This window comes from Bacteroides sp. MSK.20.12 (genome assembly GCF_019052435.1).
GTDB lineage: Bacteria > Bacteroidota > Bacteroidia > Bacteroidales > Bacteroidaceae > Bacteroides > Bacteroides xylanisolvens.
On record NZ_JAHQVH010000022.1, the window covers coordinates 35,301 to 49,770 of the forward strand.

Sequence of the window (14,470 nt, forward strand, 5' to 3'; positions counted from 1 at the left end):
AAAATAGACTTTTCATTAAAATGAATGGAAGGATCGTTGGTAAAAACCCTTTCATTAAAATAAAAGAGAATCTTTAGTAAAGCAAATAGCAGCCCTTTCTAAAATCAACGCTATGAAATCGGTGGAATTTGTATAACTAGCGTAACCCGCATCTCAATAATATCATTATATAGATGATTGTATTATTGATAGGGCTTTTCATACGATACCAACCGCAATTAATGGAATTATTTCTTTTGTTTATTCTGCAACTCTAACAGATATTTAAAAGTATGCTTTGCCTCCTGACTATCATCTTTCAAATATGCTTGTTTCAGTTCCGGATAATTCTTCAATAATTGCAGCATTCTATCTTTCCCCAGAAAGTCGACTTTTCCCGTTTCCCCATTCAATTCATAGCAAACACGTTTTGTAACCAGACTTGAAGCGGCAAGAGCATCGCCTATATTTCCTCCTAGTTTTACATCATCTTCTTCCACAAAGTTGCCTCCGATGACTGATCCTAAAGGCATCGCACAAAAATAGATGTTTTTGCCTAACTGAACGGCAGGAGCATACCATGCTCCAAAACGCAATTTCTTATAGCGCAACTTACGACAGTTCAAATATAAATTTCCTTTTTCGTCACGCACAGCAAAACAACGCTTCTTCAAACGCCGGCACATCGACTCGTCATCACCGGCCGTTATCCGGTAATCAGCCCCTCCTGTTAATACAATCTGATTTCTGGAACGTTTTTCTACACGCAACACAGCAGTGGTATCGCCATGTTGAGTCAGCAACTCTTTCAGGTTGGAATAAATAATATTCTGCGCAATTAACGGAAGGCTAATCACGCTTATCAGCAAACATAAGATACATCCTTTCTTCATAAGCATCCTCCTTTCCTGTCTAACGCCTTTTCGAGTGGAAAGTTATAAATTTTAGCGGATAAATGCAAGAATGAGAAAAGAAATATTGAAAATTTCTTCCAGCTAACAACAACATTATCAAGACGAGTTATAATCCAAGCCCACACATCTTCCTACTTCCGTTAATAAACAGTAAATCTACTCTTGACAAAAACAAGCTCCTATCCCGACCGTTATGAATTATATTACCTTTGCACAAAAGATTTAAATTTGTCATGGAAAAACTAGAACAGATCATTACCACATATCAGCAAATCATTCAGAAAACAGAACTGGAGTTACAAAATGCACGAAAACGTATCTATTATATAAGTCTTCTTCGACTTATCTTATTCGTAGGAGCCGTAGCAAATGCCATTATTTTTGGGTCTGACGGTTGGCTATGCCTCTCTGCATTCGCTATCCTACCCTTTATCTTATTCATTTGGTTAGTAAAACGCCATAATTTCTGGTTCTACCGAAAAGACTTTCTGAAAAAGAAAATAGAAATCAACGAGCAGGAACTACGTGCCATACAATATGATTTTTCCGATTTTGACGATGGAAAAGAATTCATTAACCCGTCTCACCTCTACACTCTTGATCTGGATGTATTTGGCGAACACTCTCTTTTCCAATATATCAACCGCACCGCAACCCCTATCGGCAAGCAACATCTCGCAAATTGGTTCAATGCACATCTGGAGAATAAAGAAGCTATTGACCACCGCCAGGAAGCCATCCGGGAACTCTCCACCGATTTGGAATATCGCCAACAAATCCGCTTACTCGGATTACTCTATAAAGGAAAACCTGCCGATACCACCGAAATCAAAGAATGGGCAGCCAGTCCGAGTTATTATCGAAAACGTACGCTCCTGCGTATCCTCCCAATAGCAGTTACCGTCATTAATTTCTTATGTATAAGTCTAGCCATTTTAGGCATTATCTCGGCTAACATCGCAGGAGGAGTATTTGTCAGCTTTGTATTATTCAGTACTATTTTCTCTAAAGGAATCACTAAACTGCAAACAACCTACGGAGAAAAGCTGCAGATTCTTTCGACATACGCTGACCAAATTCTGCTCACTGAACAAAAAGAAATGCACAGTCATATACTGCAAGAGTTAAAAACGGACCTTACAAGTCAAAATCAAACCGCTTCTCAAGCAGTCCGCCAGCTTTCTAAACTGATGAACGCACTCGACCAACGAAGCAATCTGCTCATGAGTACTATACTCAACGGACTGATATTTTGGGAGCTACGACAGGTGATGCGAATCGAGAAGTGGAAAGAGATTCATGCATCCGACCTACCCCGATGGATAGAAACAATCGGAGAAATAGATGCCTATTGTTCCCTGGCAACATTCGCATATAACCATCCGGATTATATTTACCCCACTATCGCTGCTCAATCTTTCCACCTACAAGCTGAAGCCTTGGGGCATCCCCTAATGGATCGCAACCAATGTGTGCGTAACGGAATAGACATTGAAAAACGTCCTTTCTTTATTATAATCACAGGCGCCAATATGGCAGGCAAGAGTACTTATTTACGTACTGTAGGAGTAAACTATCTACTGGCATGTATAGGAGCTCCCGTTTGGGCAAAGCAAATGAAAATATATCCGGCCCGTCTCGTTACCAGCCTTCGAACCAGTGATTCCCTAGCTGACAACGAATCTTATTTCTTTGCAGAACTCAAGCGACTTAAATTAATCATAGACAAACTTGAAGCCGGGGAAGAGCTTTTCATCATCCTTGATGAAATACTGAAAGGCACCAACTCCATGGACAAACAGAAAGGCTCTTTCGCCCTTATCAAACAATTCATGCACATGAACGCCAACGGTATCATCGCCACCCATGACTTGTTATTAGGGACTTTAATAGAGTCCTTCCCACAAAATATCCGAAATTACTGTTTCGAAGCCGACATTACCAACAATGAACTCACCTTCTCATATCAAATGAGAAACGGAGTTGCTCAAAACATGAACGCCTGCTTCTTAATGAAAAAAATGGGGATCGCCGTCATTAACGACTAATCCCCATCTTCGTATGAAAATCAAAGTTATCTTTTACAGTAACATCTAAAACCTGTTTTATTTAGTAGCAGCAAACTCAATATAAAGTTTCAAACTGCATAGTTTTAATGTGTCGGAAAAAACAAAGTCAAACAGGTGTTATAGATATATACTTATTGTATTTTACTTTTCGACAAAAAAGCGACTATCGCAGAAGCTTTTTCATTAGTGAAATACTGCACCGATGTTATTGGCTGATACGTGTAAGGTACAAATTGGAATAACTGTACAGCTGCAAACTTTTTATCAGCAGAAAGTATCACATCCATACGTATATTACCACTAGCCTCGCTTTTTATTTTCGAATCAGCGGAGAATGAACCCGAATTTACAAGATTTTTCAAAGCATCCATATGCTTCAAATCAAAGAATACACTATGCTCTTTAGCCACACTTTTTGTTGGTAAATAAACAACCTCCTTTGATTTCCAGAAAAGACGGAAAATTCCGATAAGGAATAAACCTGTCCCCAAAACCATCAAAGCCATACTGGTTGTAGAAGACTTGTCATCCAATTCGAATGTTGAAGCAAAAGCTAAAATACCAATCAATAACATAACAGAAGAGATTAAAACTCCTGAAACACTTATGCGTTTAGCGATATCGGGGTGTGTAGATGCGAATATAGTAGCATCAATCGTTTGAGTAGTTGCCATAATATTTAAAGTTTAATTTATTAGTAAAAATATAAAGATAAAAAGAAGTAGTATCACCAGTATACAGAAGATACCAGTAACCACAAAATAAACAATACCAATAAATATACTGCTAAATAATTATACGCCTCAAGGTGTATACATAGTATTCACTCGATGGCTGGCAATAATAGGAAGTTGTTGTATCATAAATCCGCCCCCAGTGTTGTGATAGTGAGCTATCACGATCAGCACAACCTTGTAGCGCATTCTTTAAAGAAAAGAAATATTCTCCAAGCTGTACACGTTGAATACGTGTCACAGATATTTGATGGCTCTGCAAATTGGTCAATTCAGCCACAGGCTTACCCGGAAGATCGGGTGCACAGATTTCCCCACGCTGCCCCATAGCATATGTAATATCACACCCCTGCTTATCCACCATTCTTTCGGTAGAGACATTGCCTGCTATGCTATGAAAAGCAACTGTCAGCAACAGAAACAATATTACCTTTACAAATTTTGCCATATTCACCTGCAAATATAACAGATTCTCTCTATGAAAAGTTTAATTAGGATATATTTTAATGTATCTTAGTATTAATAAACGGCAGACAAACAAAAAAGGCTACCTTCGAAGGTAGCCTTTTTTATATCTATAAGAATAACTGTAAAATTATTCAGCCGATTCAGCTTTTGGTTCTTCAGCCTTAGGAGCTTCAGTTGCAGGAGCTTCAACAGCAGCAGGAGCAGCTTCAGCAGCTTTTTTCGAACGACGAGTACGAGTAGCTTTCTTAGCAACTTTTTCCTTAGCCATGTTTTCATTGTAGTCAACCAACTCAATAAAGCACATTTCTGCGTTGTCACCCAAACGGTTACCAGTCTTGATAATACGAGTATAACCACCCGGACGATCAGCAATCTTAACAGAGATTTCTTTGAACAACTCTGTTACTGCAATCTTATCTTGCAAGTTGCTAAATACAACACGACGAGAGTTCGTAGTATCTTCTTTAGACTTAGTAATCAAAGGCTCAACAAACTTCTTCAAAGCTTTCGCCTTTGCAACAGTCGTAGTGATTCTTTTGTGCTTGATCAAAGAGCAAGCCATGTTAGATAACATAGCGCTTCTATGAGAAGCAGTACGACCTAAATGATTGAATTTTTTATTATGTCTCATTTTTTATTCTTTATCTAATTTATATTTAGAAATGTCGGTTCCAAACGACAGATTCAGACTTTCCAGCAAATCATCAAGCTCGGTAAGCGATTTCTTTCCGAAGTTTCTGAATTTCAGCAGGTCAGTTTTGTTGAATTGTACCAAGTCGCCGAGAGTTTCTACGTCAGCAGCCTTCAAGCAATTGAGGGCACGAACTGACAAGTCCATATCAACGAGTTTAGTTTTCAACAGCTGACGCATGTGCAAAACTTCTTCATCAAACTCTTCATTGCCGTCAGTATCATTACTTTCAAGCGTGATCTTCTCGTCAGAGAACAACATGAAGTGATAAATCAGAATTTTTGCAGCTTCTTTCAGCGCTTCTTTCGGGTGTATAGAACCGTCGGTACTAATTTCAAGCACTAGCTTTTCGTAGTCAGTCTTCTGTTCTACACGGAAGTTTTCTACAGCATACTTGACATTACGTATCGGTGTATAAATAGAGTCGATTGGAATTACATTAACATCCGTGCAATACTCGCGATTTTCATCAGCAGGTACATAACCACGACCTTTGTTAATGGTAATATCAATCTGCATAGTTGACTTAGAATCTAAATGACAAATAACTAATTCCGGATTTAACACTTCAAATCCAGTCAAATACTTACCTATGTCACCTGCTTTAAATTCACTGGAATTCTCGACAGTGATGCTCACTTTTTCGCTCTCGAACTCTTCAACTACTTGCTTGAATCTCACTTGTTTCAGATTCAAGATAATGTTGGTAACATCCTCTTTTACTCCAGGTACACTAGAAAATTCATGCTCCACACCATCGATTCTGATAGTAGTGATAGCAAAACCCTCTAATGAAGAAAGAAGGATACGGCGTAATGCATTACCTACAGTAATACCAAAACCCGGTTCCAACGGACGGAATTCGAATTTACCGAATCTGGAGTCCGCCTCCAACATTAATACTTTATCAGGTTTTTGAAATGCTAATATCGCCATGAAATTAATTATTATTTAGAATACAATTCAACGATCAAATGTTCTTTAATGTTCTCAGGAATGTCTGCTCTTTCAGGTATGTGCAACATTTTACCAACCTTTGAAGCCTCGTCCCATTCCAACCAAGCATACTTGCTGTGATTGAAACCTGCAAGAGAATTAGCAATTACTTCCAAAGACTTAGATCTTTCACGAACACCAATCAATTGTCCTGGTTTTACTGCAAATGAAGGAATGTTTACTACTTCACCATCTACAGTGATGTGCTTGTGACTAACCAACTGACGAGCAGCAGCACGTGTAGGAGCAATACCCAAACGGAATACTACGTTGTCAAGACGGCCTTCCAGCAATTGAAGAAGTACCTCACCGGTAATACCTTTAGCAGTAGCTGCTTTTTCAAACAAATTGCGGAATTGTTTTTCTAAAACTCCATAGGTGTATTTAGCTTTCTGTTTTTCACGAAGTTGCACACCGTATTCAGAAGTTTTTCTTTTTCTTGAATTACCATGTTGTCCGGGAGGATAGTTCTTCTTTGACAAAACTTTGTCAGCTCCAAAGATTCCTTCACCGAATTTACGGGCGATTCTCGATTTTGGTCCAGTATATCTAGCCATTTCTTTTAAATATTTAATTGTTTATTCATGAACTCAATTTGTTGCAGCCGCGATTACAGAGAGAAATTAATGTAATCCAAAAACAAAATCAAGATCATTGTGTAAGTTAAAGGTAAATTAAACTCTACGTCTTTTCGGAGGACGACAACCATTATGTGGAAGCGGAGTCACGTCAATGATTTCAGTAACTTCGATACCAGCACCGTGGATAGTTCTAATAGCAGACTCACGTCCGTTACCTGGACCCTTCACATATGCTTTTACCTTTCGCAGGCCAAGATCGAATGCAATCTTTGCACAATCCTGGGCAGCCATCTGAGCTGCATAAGGAGTATTCTTTTTAGAACCTCTAAATCCCATTTTACCAGCAGATGACCAAGAGATAATCTGCCCTTCACTATTTGCAAGAGAAACAATAATATTGTTGAAAGATGAATGAACATGCAACTGTCCATTAGCGTCTACTTTCACATTTCTCTTTTTAGCTGCAACTGTTTTTTTTGCCATATCAACAATTATTATTTAGTAGCTTTTTTCTTATTAGCAACGGTTTTCTTTCTACCCTTACGAGTACGTGCATTGTTCTTAGTGCTCTGACCTCTAACAGGCAGACCAATACGGTGACGTACACCACGATAGCAACCAATATCCATTAATCGCTTAATGTTCAATTGGATTTCAGAACGAAGATCACCTTCTACTTTATACTCTGCACCGATAATCTCACGAATCTTAGCAGCTTGATCATCTGTCCAGTCTTTAACCTTCAGATCTTTATCTACACCAGCTTTATCTAAAATTTTTGCTGAACTACTGCGACCTATTCCATATACATAGGTCAACGCAATTTCACCTCTTTTGTTCTGAGGTAAATCTACACCAACTATTCTTATAGCCATATACTAAATTATTTTTTTTGCAAAAATAACAAATTATCCTTGACGTTGTTTATACTTAGGATTTTTCTTGTTAATAACATACAAACGGCCATTACGTCTAACGATCTTACATTCTGGCGTGCGTTTCTTTAATGATGCTCTTACTTTCATATCTTATTTTATTTATATCTAAACACAATTCTTCCTTTCGATAAGTCGTAAGGAGACATTTCGACTCTCACTTTATCTCCCGGCAGGATCTTGATGTAATGCATCCTCATCTTGCCTGAAATATGTGCGGTAATCTCATGTCCGTTTTCTAATTCAACACGAAACATTGCATTTGACAATGCTTCAACTATAACTCCATCTTGTTCTATTGCAGATTGCTTTGCCATATTATATTGCTTTATCTCCTAAAACTTCTTCTATGAATTTGAATGAAGACAAAATATCAGCTTCACCAGCTCCAACAGCTATCGTATGCTCAAAATGTGCAGCACATTTACGATCTCTGGTCCTCACAGTCCATCCGTCACTTTCCATTATCACTTGTCGGTCTCCCAATGTTATCATCGGCTCTATCGCTATGCAAAGGCCTCTTTTCATCAATGGTCCATATCCTCTTTTACCATAGTTAGGAACCTGAGGATCTTCGTGCATCTCTTTACCGATGCCATGGCCAACAAACTCACGCACTACACCATAAGAATGAGACTCACAATATTGCTGAATAGCATATCCGATATCACCAATTCTTTTACCTTGCACTGCGTTCTGGATGCCAATATATAACGCTTCTTTAGTTACCTTCAACAAGTTACGAATCTCTTCGTCTACCTCTCCTACACAAAAAGTATAAGCAGAATCACCACAGAAACCATTCATGTAAGTTCCGCAATCCACTGATACGATATCACCATCTTTCAGTACGATATCCCCTGGGATTCCATGTACCACCTGTTCGTTGACAGAAGTACAAAGAGATGCGGGAAATGGTTCTCCATATTGATTCGGAAATCCTTTGAAAGTTGGAGTTGCCCCATGATCTCTAATGAACTCTTCAGCAACTTTATCCAACTCACGTGTAGTTACACCAGGCTTCACCAGTTTGGCAACCTCTGCAAGAGTTTTACCAACAAGCAGGTTACTCTGACGGAGCAATTCTATTTCATCTTCTGTTTTAAGAAATATCATTTCTAATCTAAAGAATTAATATGCCGCTACACCAGCGCGTCCTTTAATACGACCAGATTTCAACAGACCATCATAGTGTCTCATCAACAAATGACTTTCAACCTGTTGCAGAGTATCAAGAACAACACCTACAAGAATTAACAAAGATGTACCGCCGAAGAATTGAGCGAATCCTGCTTGCACTCCGAATACACCGGCAAAAGCAGGCATAATAGCAACTAAAGCCAAGAAGAAAGAACCCGGCAAAGTGATACGAGACATTATATCATCAATATACTCTGCTGTTTTCTTTCCCGGTTTAATACCAGGGATGAAACCATTATTTCTCTTCATATCCTCAGCCATCTGAGTCGGATTAATTGTAATTGCAGTATAGAAATACGTAAATAATATAATCATTACCGCAAAGACAAAATTATACCAGAAACTTGTATGATCTGTAAACGCATGCAAGAAACCGCCTGCATCATTTACATTTGAAAAACCGATAAATGTAATTGGAATAAACATGATTGCCTGAGCAAAGATGATAGGCATAACACCGGCAGCATTCACCTTTAAAGGGATATACTGTCTAGCACCACCATATTGCTTGTTACCAACGATTCTTTTTGCATACTGTACAGGAATCTTTCTTGTACCTTGCACCAAAAGAATAGCAGCGCCAATCACTAATAATAAGAATACGATTTCAATTATAAACATAATCAGACCACCGCTCTTATTTGCTACTCTGGACACAACTTCTTGCAACAAAGCATCAGGGAAACGAGCGATAATACCAATCAAGATGATAAATGAAATACCGTTACCAATACCTTTATCAGTAATTCTTTCACCAAGCCACAAAATAAACATACTACCTGCTGCCAAAATAATGGTAGAGGTAACCATAAACAGAGTCCAATCTAATGAAGCATTTAAGGAAGGGCCAGCCTGCATTTTAAGATTGAGCAAATAAGAAGGGGCCTGAACTAACAATATAGCAATCGTCAAGTAACGAGTATATTGATTCATTTTTCTTCTGCCGCTCTCACCTTCGCGTTGCAACTTCTGGAAATACGGTACAGCGATTCCCAATAACTGGATTACGATAGATGCAGAGATATAAGGCATGATTCCTAATGCAAAAATAGAGGCATTAGAAAATGCTCCTCCAGAGAACATATTTAACAAGGCTAAAAGGCCTTCACTTGTTTGTTCGTGCAATTTCGCCAGCATCGCCGGATTGATACCCGGTAATACGACATACGATCCGAAACGGTAAATTGCCACGAACAATATGGTGATGAGGATCCGCTGTCTCAGATCCTCAATCTTCCATATATTCTTTAATGTTTCAATAGCTTTTCTCATTGAATCAGAGTTTTACTACAGTTCCACCAGCAGCTTCGATAGCAGCAGTTGCAGTCTTAGAGAATGCATGAGCTTCTACTTCCAGCTTGTTAGTCAGAGTTCCGTTACCCAATACTTTTACCAACTGATTTGAAGAAATAAATCCTGCTTCGATAAAGTCGTTTACACCAACTTTTGTCAAGCTCTTAGCTTCAGCAAGTTTCTGGATAGTATCCAGATTGATAGCTTTATATTCAACACGATTGATATTCTTGAAACCAAATTTAGGAACTCGACGTTGAAGAGGCATCTGACCACCTTCAAAACCGATTTTCTTAGAGTATCCAGATCTTGATTTAGCTCCTTTATGACCTCTTGTAGAAGTACCACCTAAGCCAGAACCAGCACCACGTCCAATTCTTTTTCTTGTCTTAGTAGATCCCTCAGCAGGTTTTAAATTACTTAAGTTCATATTGTAATTTCGTTTTATTATTCAACAAATAATTACTTAACAATGGCAACCAAGTGTTTTACTTTATCTACCATTCCAAGAATTGAAGGAGTGCTTTCGTGTTCAACCACACGGTTCAGTTTACGAAGTCCCAGTGCGTCAAGAGTTCTTTTCTGATCAGCTGGAGCACCAATTCTACTTTTAACTTGTTTAATCTTTATAGTTGACATATCTCCTCCTTATCCTCTAAATACTTTTTCAACACTAATACCTCTGTTCTGAGCAACCATTCTTGCATCACGCATTTCACTCAAAGCTTCAATTGTAGCTTTAACAAGGTTATGCGGATTCGAAGAACCTTTAGATTTAGCCAAAACGTCAGTAACACCAACACTTTCCAATACAGCACGCATAGCACCACCAGCTACAACACCGGTTCCGTGAGATGCAGGTTTGATGAATACTTCAGCACCACCAAATCTAGCTGATTGTTCATGAGGAACAGTACCTTTTAAAATAGGTACTTTCACCAGATTCTTTTTAGCTGACTCAACACCTTTAGCGATAGCAGCTGTTACTTCACCTGCTTTACCAAGTCCCCAACCAATGATACCTTCTTCGTTACCTACAACAACGATTGCAGAGAAACTAAAAGTTCTACCACCTTTGGTAACTTTAGTAACACGATTAATAGCAACTAATCTATCTTTCAGTTCTATATCGTTAGTAATCTTAACTCTATTATTAACTCCTGCCATAATGATTAAAATTTAAGTCCACCGTTACGAGCAGCATCAGCTACTTCTTTTACTCTCCCATGATACAAGTAACCATTACGGTCGAAAACAACAGTAGTTATACCTGCTTCCTGAGCCTTTTTAGCAATCATTTCACCAACTTTAGCAGCTTGTTCTTTTTTAGCGACTTTCTCAGTCAAACCTAAAGAAGAAGCAGCAGCCAGTGTCTTACCAGAAAGATCATCGATAATCTGGACATAAATTTGCTTGTTACTTCTAAATACACTCATACGCGGACATTCAGTAGTACCTGAAATTTTGTTGCGTACTCTATATTTGATCTTAACTCGTCTTTCTATTTTTGTTGTCATAATAATCTAATTTTATATGAATTACTTAGCGCCGGCTGATTTACCAGACTTTCTACGAATTACTTCGCCAACAAACTTAATACCTTTACCCTTGTATGGTTCAGGCTTACGGAAAGAACGTATTTTAGAGCAAACTTGACCAAGCAATTGTTTGTCACACGATTCCAATATAATAAGAGGATTCTTATTTCTTTCAGACTTCGTTTCAACTTTTACCTCAGCAGGTAATTGAATGAAAATATTGTGTGTATAACCTAAAGCCAGCTCAATGATGTTACCTTGGTTTGAAGCACGATAACCTACACCTACAAGTTCCAGTTCTTTCTTGTAACCTTCAGATACGCCCACAACCATGTTGTGAACCAATGAACGATACAAACCGTGGAAAGCATGTTTCTGCTTCGGGTTATCAAGCATTTCTTTATCGTTTTCTGTTAAAGTTACGTGTCCGTCTTCAATAGTAACATTGATAGCAGGATTCACATATTGGCTCATTTCGCCTTTGGGTCCCTTTACGGTAACCACATTATCCTTCAGAGTGATTGTCACTCCAGCAGGGATACTAATGGGTAATTTTCCTATTCTTGACATTCTAATTCCTCCTAATTAATATACATAACACAAGACTTCACCACCGATTTTCAGTTCTGCAGCCTCTTTGTTAGTCATTACACCTTTGGAAGTAGATATTATAGCAATACCCAGCCCATTAATAACACGCGGCATATCTTTGTAACCAGTATACTTACGCATACCCGGAGAAGATATTCTTTCTAACTTTTTGATTGCGTTAACTTTGTTAACAGAATCATACTTCAAGGCAACCTTAATAGTTCCTTGAGGACCATCTTCTACAAACTTATAATTAAGGATGTAGCCTTTTTCAAAAAGAATCTTAGTGATTTCTTTTTTCAAATTCGAAGCGGGAACTTCAACAACTCTGTGCTTTGCACCAATCGCGTTCCGCAACCTCGTTAAATAATCTGCTATTGGATCAGTCATATAAAAATAAATTAAATTAATCAGGACTACCCTGACAATATTTAAACAATAATTACCAGCTTGCTTTTTTTACGCCTGGGATCAGTCCGTTAGATGCCATCTCACGGAATTGAATTCTCGAAATTCCGAATTGACGAATATAACCTTTAGGACGACCAGTCAGTTTGCAACGGTTGTGCATACGAATTGGATTAGAATTCTTTGGCAACTCTTGCAACTTCTGTGCAGCTTCGAAAGCATCAGCAGGATCACCTGTTCTTACGATTTGCTTCAAAGCAGCTCTTTTCTCGGCGTATTTGGCTACTAATTTAGCACGCTTTACTTCACGTGCTTTCATTGATTCCTTTGCCATATCTATTAGTCTTTTTTAGCGTTTTTAAAAGGTAAACCGAATTCCTTCAGCAAAGCATAACCTTCTTCATCTGTTTCCGCAGAGGTTACAAAGGTAATATTCATTCCGAGAATTCTTGTAATACTATCGATATTTATTTCAGGGAAAATGATTTGTTCCTGAATACCAAGGGTATAGTTACCTTTACCATCAAACTTACTTTCGATACCTTTGAAGTCACGAATACGAGGAAGAGCTACACGAACCAATTTTTCAAGGAATTCGTACATTCTTTCACGACGTAAAGTTACCATAACACCAATCGGCATTTTTTTACGCAACTTAAAGTTTGCGATATCTTTACGAGAAATGGTAGCTACAGCTTTTTGACCTGTAATAGCTGTCATTTCATTGATTGCTACTTCGATAATCTTCTTATCAGCAACAGCCATACCTAATCCCTGATTGATTACAATCTTCTTAAGTACGGGTATCTGCATTGTAGAAGAATACTGGAACTGTGATTTCAATGCAGGTGCTATACGCTCTGCATATTCTTTCTTAAGACTAGCAGTATTACTCATTACTTAATCTCCTCTCCTGATTTTTTAGAATAACGCACTAAAGTTCCTTCCGAACTCTTTTTTCTCCCAATACGCGTTGCTTTACCAGTTTTTGGATCAACCGGGTTCAAGTTTGAAATGTGGATAGAAGCTTCTTGCTTCACAATACCACCTTGTGGATTCTTTGCATTCGGCTTTGTGCTTTTAGATACCATATTGATACCTTCAACAAATGCACGTCCTTCTTTAACAAGAACCTTCAATACACGACCAGTTTTGCCCTTATCTTCACCAGCATTTACGTAAACTGTGTCGCCTTTTTTAATATGTAATTTACTCATTACTTAAATCTTTTACAAATTAAAGTACCTCAGGCGCAAGTGACACAACTTTCATGTTTGTAGCACGAAGTTCTCTTGCTACAGGACCGAAAATACGACTACCTCTAATTTCACCTGCATTATTCAACAACACGCAAGCATTATCATCAAAACGTATATAAGAACCATCAGGACGACGGATTTCTTTCTTTGTACGTACAATCAAAGCCTTTGATACTGCACCTTTTTTAACATCACTAGAAGGGATAACGCTCTTCACTGAAACTACAATGACATCCCCCACTGAAGCATAACGACGACCTGTCCCCCCCAAAACGCGGATACACAACGCCTCTTTCGCTCCACTGTTATCACATACTGTAAGTCTGGATTCTACTTGTATCATAATTACTTAGCTCTTTCAATTATTTCTACTAATCTCCATCTTTTAGTCTTGCTCAAAGGACGAGTTTCCATGATGCTTACAGTATCACCGATATTGCATTCATTCTTTTCATCGTGAGCATGGTACTTCTTCGTTTTGCTAACGAACTTACCATATATAGGGTGTTTTTCCTTAAATTTGGCAGCAACTGTGATGGTCTTGTCCATCTTATTGCTCAACACAACCCCTGTTCTTTCTTTTCTTAAATTTCTTGCTTCCATCAAGCTGATCATTTATTGTTAAGTTCTCTTTCGCGCAATTCTGTTTTCATACGCGCAATAGTCCTGCGTAATTGTTTGATTTGAGCAGGATTTTCCAAAGGAGAAATAGAATGATTAATAACCATTTGGTTATAATTAGCTGTTTCCGCCTCTACTCTTTCTACTAAATCATTAGTAGTCATTTCTTTAATTTCTGCAATTTTCATAACAC

Annotated in this window: 25 protein-coding genes; 1 reads left to right on the top strand and 24 read right to left on the bottom strand. The window is 38.2% G+C overall.

Translation table 11 applies throughout. The annotated features are described in order from the left end of the window. Positions 1-227: 227 nt before the first annotated feature. Positions 228-872, bottom strand: a complete 645-nt coding sequence (locus tag KTR06_RS12950) for a DUF6563 family protein (RefSeq protein WP_004313462.1) — start codon at positions 870-872, stop codon at positions 228-230. A 254-nt stretch (positions 873-1,126) separates the two neighbouring features. On the opposite strand from KTR06_RS12950, the gene KTR06_RS12955 reads away from it, so the two are divergent. Beyond that, a complete protein-coding gene (locus tag KTR06_RS12955) occupies positions 1,127-2,941 on the top strand; it encodes a MutS family DNA mismatch repair protein (RefSeq protein ID WP_217290408.1) in 1,815 nt (604 codons plus the stop codon). 152 nt (positions 2,942-3,093) lie between these two features. Here the strand turns inward: KTR06_RS12955 and KTR06_RS12960 are convergent, their stop codons facing one another. The 23 genes from KTR06_RS12960 to rpmC all read right to left on the bottom strand — a co-directional run bounded on the left by KTR06_RS12960 (position 3,094) and on the right by rpmC (position 14,465). Next, complete coding sequence (locus KTR06_RS12960) at positions 3,094-3,636, bottom strand: hypothetical protein (RefSeq protein WP_004313460.1); 543 nt, start codon at positions 3,634-3,636, stop codon at positions 3,094-3,096. 112 nt (positions 3,637-3,748) lie between these two features. Continuing rightward, positions 3,749-4,144 carry a hypothetical protein gene (locus tag KTR06_RS12965; protein WP_120069630.1) on the bottom strand — a complete coding sequence of 132 codons (396 nt, stop codon included), beginning with the start codon at positions 4,142-4,144 and terminating at the stop codon, positions 3,749-3,751. A 147-nt stretch (positions 4,145-4,291) separates the two neighbouring features. Beyond that, on the bottom strand, positions 4,292-4,795 hold the full coding sequence (gene rplQ, locus KTR06_RS12970) for a 50S ribosomal protein L17 (protein WP_004313458.1): 504 nt from the start codon (positions 4,793-4,795) through the stop codon (positions 4,292-4,294). A 3-nt stretch (positions 4,796-4,798) separates the two neighbouring features. Further along, positions 4,799-5,791 (bottom strand): DNA-directed RNA polymerase subunit alpha, encoded by a 993-nt coding sequence (locus KTR06_RS12975; protein WP_004296325.1) that lies wholly within the window; start codon positions 5,789-5,791, stop codon positions 4,799-4,801. Between the two features lie 11 nt (positions 5,792-5,802). Next, the gene (gene rpsD / locus KTR06_RS12980; RefSeq protein WP_004296326.1) at positions 5,803-6,408 is read right to left on the bottom strand and encodes a 30S ribosomal protein S4; all 606 of its coding nucleotides are present in this window, start codon (positions 6,406-6,408) and stop codon (positions 5,803-5,805) included. 117 nt (positions 6,409-6,525) lie between these two features. After that, positions 6,526-6,915 (bottom strand): 30S ribosomal protein S11, encoded by a 390-nt coding sequence (gene rpsK, locus KTR06_RS12985; RefSeq protein WP_004296327.1) that lies wholly within the window; start codon positions 6,913-6,915, stop codon positions 6,526-6,528. Between the two features lie 11 nt (positions 6,916-6,926). Next, positions 6,927-7,307 (bottom strand): 30S ribosomal protein S13, encoded by a 381-nt coding sequence (gene rpsM, locus KTR06_RS12990; RefSeq protein WP_004296328.1) that lies wholly within the window; start codon positions 7,305-7,307, stop codon positions 6,927-6,929. Positions 7,308-7,340: 33 nt separating this feature from the next. Further along, positions 7,341-7,457, bottom strand: coding sequence for a type B 50S ribosomal protein L36 (ykgO, locus tag KTR06_RS12995; protein WP_002558051.1), 117 nt, complete (start codon positions 7,455-7,457; stop codon positions 7,341-7,343). A gap of 8 nt (positions 7,458-7,465) precedes the next feature. Next, the gene (infA, locus tag KTR06_RS13000; RefSeq protein WP_002558052.1) at positions 7,466-7,684 is read right to left on the bottom strand and encodes a translation initiation factor IF-1; all 219 of its coding nucleotides are present in this window, start codon (positions 7,682-7,684) and stop codon (positions 7,466-7,468) included. A 1-nt stretch (position 7,685) separates the two neighbouring features. Further along, positions 7,686-8,483, bottom strand: a complete 798-nt coding sequence (gene map / locus KTR06_RS13005; RefSeq protein WP_008023041.1) for a type I methionyl aminopeptidase — start codon at positions 8,481-8,483, stop codon at positions 7,686-7,688. 15 nt (positions 8,484-8,498) lie between these two features. Then, entirely contained in the window at positions 8,499-9,839 is a 1,341-nt protein-coding gene (gene secY, locus KTR06_RS13010) for a preprotein translocase subunit SecY (protein WP_004310881.1), read from the bottom strand. Positions 9,840-9,843: 4 nt separating this feature from the next. Further along, positions 9,844-10,290: a 50S ribosomal protein L15 gene (rplO, locus tag KTR06_RS13015; RefSeq protein ID WP_004310882.1), complete on the bottom strand. Its 447-nt coding sequence runs from the start codon at positions 10,288-10,290 to the stop codon at positions 9,844-9,846. A 32-nt stretch (positions 10,291-10,322) separates the two neighbouring features. Then, entirely contained in the window at positions 10,323-10,499 is a 177-nt protein-coding gene (gene rpmD / locus KTR06_RS13020; RefSeq protein ID WP_004296332.1) for a 50S ribosomal protein L30, read from the bottom strand. Between the two features lie 9 nt (positions 10,500-10,508). Beyond that, on the bottom strand, positions 10,509-11,027 hold the full coding sequence (gene rpsE / locus KTR06_RS13025; RefSeq protein WP_004296333.1) for a 30S ribosomal protein S5: 519 nt from the start codon (positions 11,025-11,027) through the stop codon (positions 10,509-10,511). 5 nt (positions 11,028-11,032) lie between these two features. Continuing rightward, positions 11,033-11,377 (bottom strand): 50S ribosomal protein L18, encoded by a 345-nt coding sequence (gene rplR / locus KTR06_RS13030; protein WP_004310883.1) that lies wholly within the window; start codon positions 11,375-11,377, stop codon positions 11,033-11,035. Between the two features lie 21 nt (positions 11,378-11,398). Continuing rightward, positions 11,399-11,968, bottom strand: coding sequence for a 50S ribosomal protein L6 (gene rplF / locus KTR06_RS13035; RefSeq protein ID WP_004310884.1), 570 nt, complete (start codon positions 11,966-11,968; stop codon positions 11,399-11,401). Between the two features lie 15 nt (positions 11,969-11,983). After that, positions 11,984-12,379, bottom strand: a complete 396-nt coding sequence (gene rpsH / locus KTR06_RS13040; RefSeq protein WP_004296336.1) for a 30S ribosomal protein S8 — start codon at positions 12,377-12,379, stop codon at positions 11,984-11,986. Between the two features lie 52 nt (positions 12,380-12,431). Continuing rightward, entirely contained in the window at positions 12,432-12,731 is a 300-nt protein-coding gene (rpsN, locus tag KTR06_RS13045; RefSeq protein WP_004310885.1) for a 30S ribosomal protein S14, read from the bottom strand. Between the two features lie 5 nt (positions 12,732-12,736). Further along, the gene (gene rplE / locus KTR06_RS13050) at positions 12,737-13,294 is read right to left on the bottom strand and encodes a 50S ribosomal protein L5 (protein ID WP_004310886.1); all 558 of its coding nucleotides are present in this window, start codon (positions 13,292-13,294) and stop codon (positions 12,737-12,739) included. After that, positions 13,294-13,614, bottom strand: coding sequence for a 50S ribosomal protein L24 (rplX, locus tag KTR06_RS13055; RefSeq protein ID WP_004296339.1), 321 nt, complete (start codon positions 13,612-13,614; stop codon positions 13,294-13,296). Before rplX ends, rplE begins: the two co-directional genes overlap by 1 nt. Before the next feature lie 19 nt (positions 13,615-13,633). Next, positions 13,634-13,999, bottom strand: coding sequence for a 50S ribosomal protein L14 (rplN, locus tag KTR06_RS13060; RefSeq protein WP_004296340.1), 366 nt, complete (start codon positions 13,997-13,999; stop codon positions 13,634-13,636). 2 nt (positions 14,000-14,001) lie between these two features. After that, on the bottom strand, positions 14,002-14,271 hold the full coding sequence (rpsQ, locus tag KTR06_RS13065) for a 30S ribosomal protein S17 (protein ID WP_004296341.1): 270 nt from the start codon (positions 14,269-14,271) through the stop codon (positions 14,002-14,004). Beyond that, a complete protein-coding gene (gene rpmC, locus KTR06_RS13070) occupies positions 14,268-14,465 on the bottom strand; it encodes a 50S ribosomal protein L29 (protein WP_004296342.1) in 198 nt (65 codons plus the stop codon). The genes rpsQ and rpmC overlap by 4 nt, the downstream gene beginning before the upstream one ends. Between the last annotated feature and the right edge of the window lie 5 nt (positions 14,466-14,470).

What these genes read in the sequence shown, in the direction of transcription:
- KTR06_RS12950 (WP_004313462.1), bottom strand. Translation starts at nt 872, where the DNA reads ATGAAGAAAGGATGTATCTTATGTTTGCTGATAAGCGTGATTAGCCTT.
- KTR06_RS12955 (WP_217290408.1), top strand. Translation starts at nt 1,127, where the DNA reads ATGGAAAAACTAGAACAGATCATTACCACATATCAGCAAATCATTCAG.
- KTR06_RS12960 (WP_004313460.1), bottom strand. Translation starts at nt 3,636, where the DNA reads ATGGCAACTACTCAAACGATTGATGCTACTATATTCGCATCTACACAC.
- KTR06_RS12965 (WP_120069630.1), bottom strand. Translation starts at nt 4,144, where the DNA reads ATGGCAAAATTTGTAAAGGTAATATTGTTTCTGTTGCTGACAGTTGCT.
- rplQ (WP_004313458.1), bottom strand. Translation starts at nt 4,795, where the DNA reads ATGAGACATAATAAAAAATTCAATCATTTAGGTCGTACTGCTTCTCAT.
- KTR06_RS12975 (WP_004296325.1), bottom strand. Translation starts at nt 5,791, where the DNA reads ATGGCGATATTAGCATTTCAAAAACCTGATAAAGTATTAATGTTGGAG.
- rpsD (WP_004296326.1), bottom strand. Translation starts at nt 6,408, where the DNA reads ATGGCTAGATATACTGGACCAAAATCGAGAATCGCCCGTAAATTCGGT.
- rpsK (WP_004296327.1), bottom strand. Translation starts at nt 6,915, where the DNA reads ATGGCAAAAAAAACAGTTGCAGCTAAAAAGAGAAATGTGAAAGTAGAC.
- rpsM (WP_004296328.1), bottom strand. Translation starts at nt 7,307, where the DNA reads ATGGCTATAAGAATAGTTGGTGTAGATTTACCTCAGAACAAAAGAGGT.
- ykgO (WP_002558051.1), bottom strand. Translation starts at nt 7,457, where the DNA reads ATGAAAGTAAGAGCATCATTAAAGAAACGCACGCCAGAATGTAAGATC.
- infA (WP_002558052.1), bottom strand. Translation starts at nt 7,684, where the DNA reads ATGGCAAAGCAATCTGCAATAGAACAAGATGGAGTTATAGTTGAAGCA.
- map (WP_008023041.1), bottom strand. Translation starts at nt 8,483, where the DNA reads ATGATATTTCTTAAAACAGAAGATGAAATAGAATTGCTCCGTCAGAGT.
- secY (WP_004310881.1), bottom strand. Translation starts at nt 9,839, where the DNA reads ATGAGAAAAGCTATTGAAACATTAAAGAATATATGGAAGATTGAGGAT.
- rplO (WP_004310882.1), bottom strand. Translation starts at nt 10,290, where the DNA reads ATGAACTTAAGTAATTTAAAACCTGCTGAGGGATCTACTAAGACAAGA.
- rpmD (WP_004296332.1), bottom strand. Translation starts at nt 10,499, where the DNA reads ATGTCAACTATAAAGATTAAACAAGTTAAAAGTAGAATTGGTGCTCCA.
- rpsE (WP_004296333.1), bottom strand. Translation starts at nt 11,027, where the DNA reads ATGGCAGGAGTTAATAATAGAGTTAAGATTACTAACGATATAGAACTG.
- rplR (WP_004310883.1), bottom strand. Translation starts at nt 11,377, where the DNA reads ATGACAACAAAAATAGAAAGACGAGTTAAGATCAAATATAGAGTACGC.
- rplF (WP_004310884.1), bottom strand. Translation starts at nt 11,968, where the DNA reads ATGTCAAGAATAGGAAAATTACCCATTAGTATCCCTGCTGGAGTGACA.
- rpsH (WP_004296336.1), bottom strand. Translation starts at nt 12,379, where the DNA reads ATGACTGATCCAATAGCAGATTATTTAACGAGGTTGCGGAACGCGATT.
- rpsN (WP_004310885.1), bottom strand. Translation starts at nt 12,731, where the DNA reads ATGGCAAAGGAATCAATGAAAGCACGTGAAGTAAAGCGTGCTAAATTA.
- rplE (WP_004310886.1), bottom strand. Translation starts at nt 13,294, where the DNA reads ATGAGTAATACTGCTAGTCTTAAGAAAGAATATGCAGAGCGTATAGCA.
- rplX (WP_004296339.1), bottom strand. Translation starts at nt 13,614, where the DNA reads ATGAGTAAATTACATATTAAAAAAGGCGACACAGTTTACGTAAATGCT.
- rplN (WP_004296340.1), bottom strand. Translation starts at nt 13,999, where the DNA reads ATGATACAAGTAGAATCCAGACTTACAGTATGTGATAACAGTGGAGCG.
- rpsQ (WP_004296341.1), bottom strand. Translation starts at nt 14,271, where the DNA reads ATGATCAGCTTGATGGAAGCAAGAAATTTAAGAAAAGAAAGAACAGGG.
- rpmC (WP_004296342.1), bottom strand. Translation starts at nt 14,465, where the DNA reads ATGAAAATTGCAGAAATTAAAGAAATGACTACTAATGATTTAGTAGAA.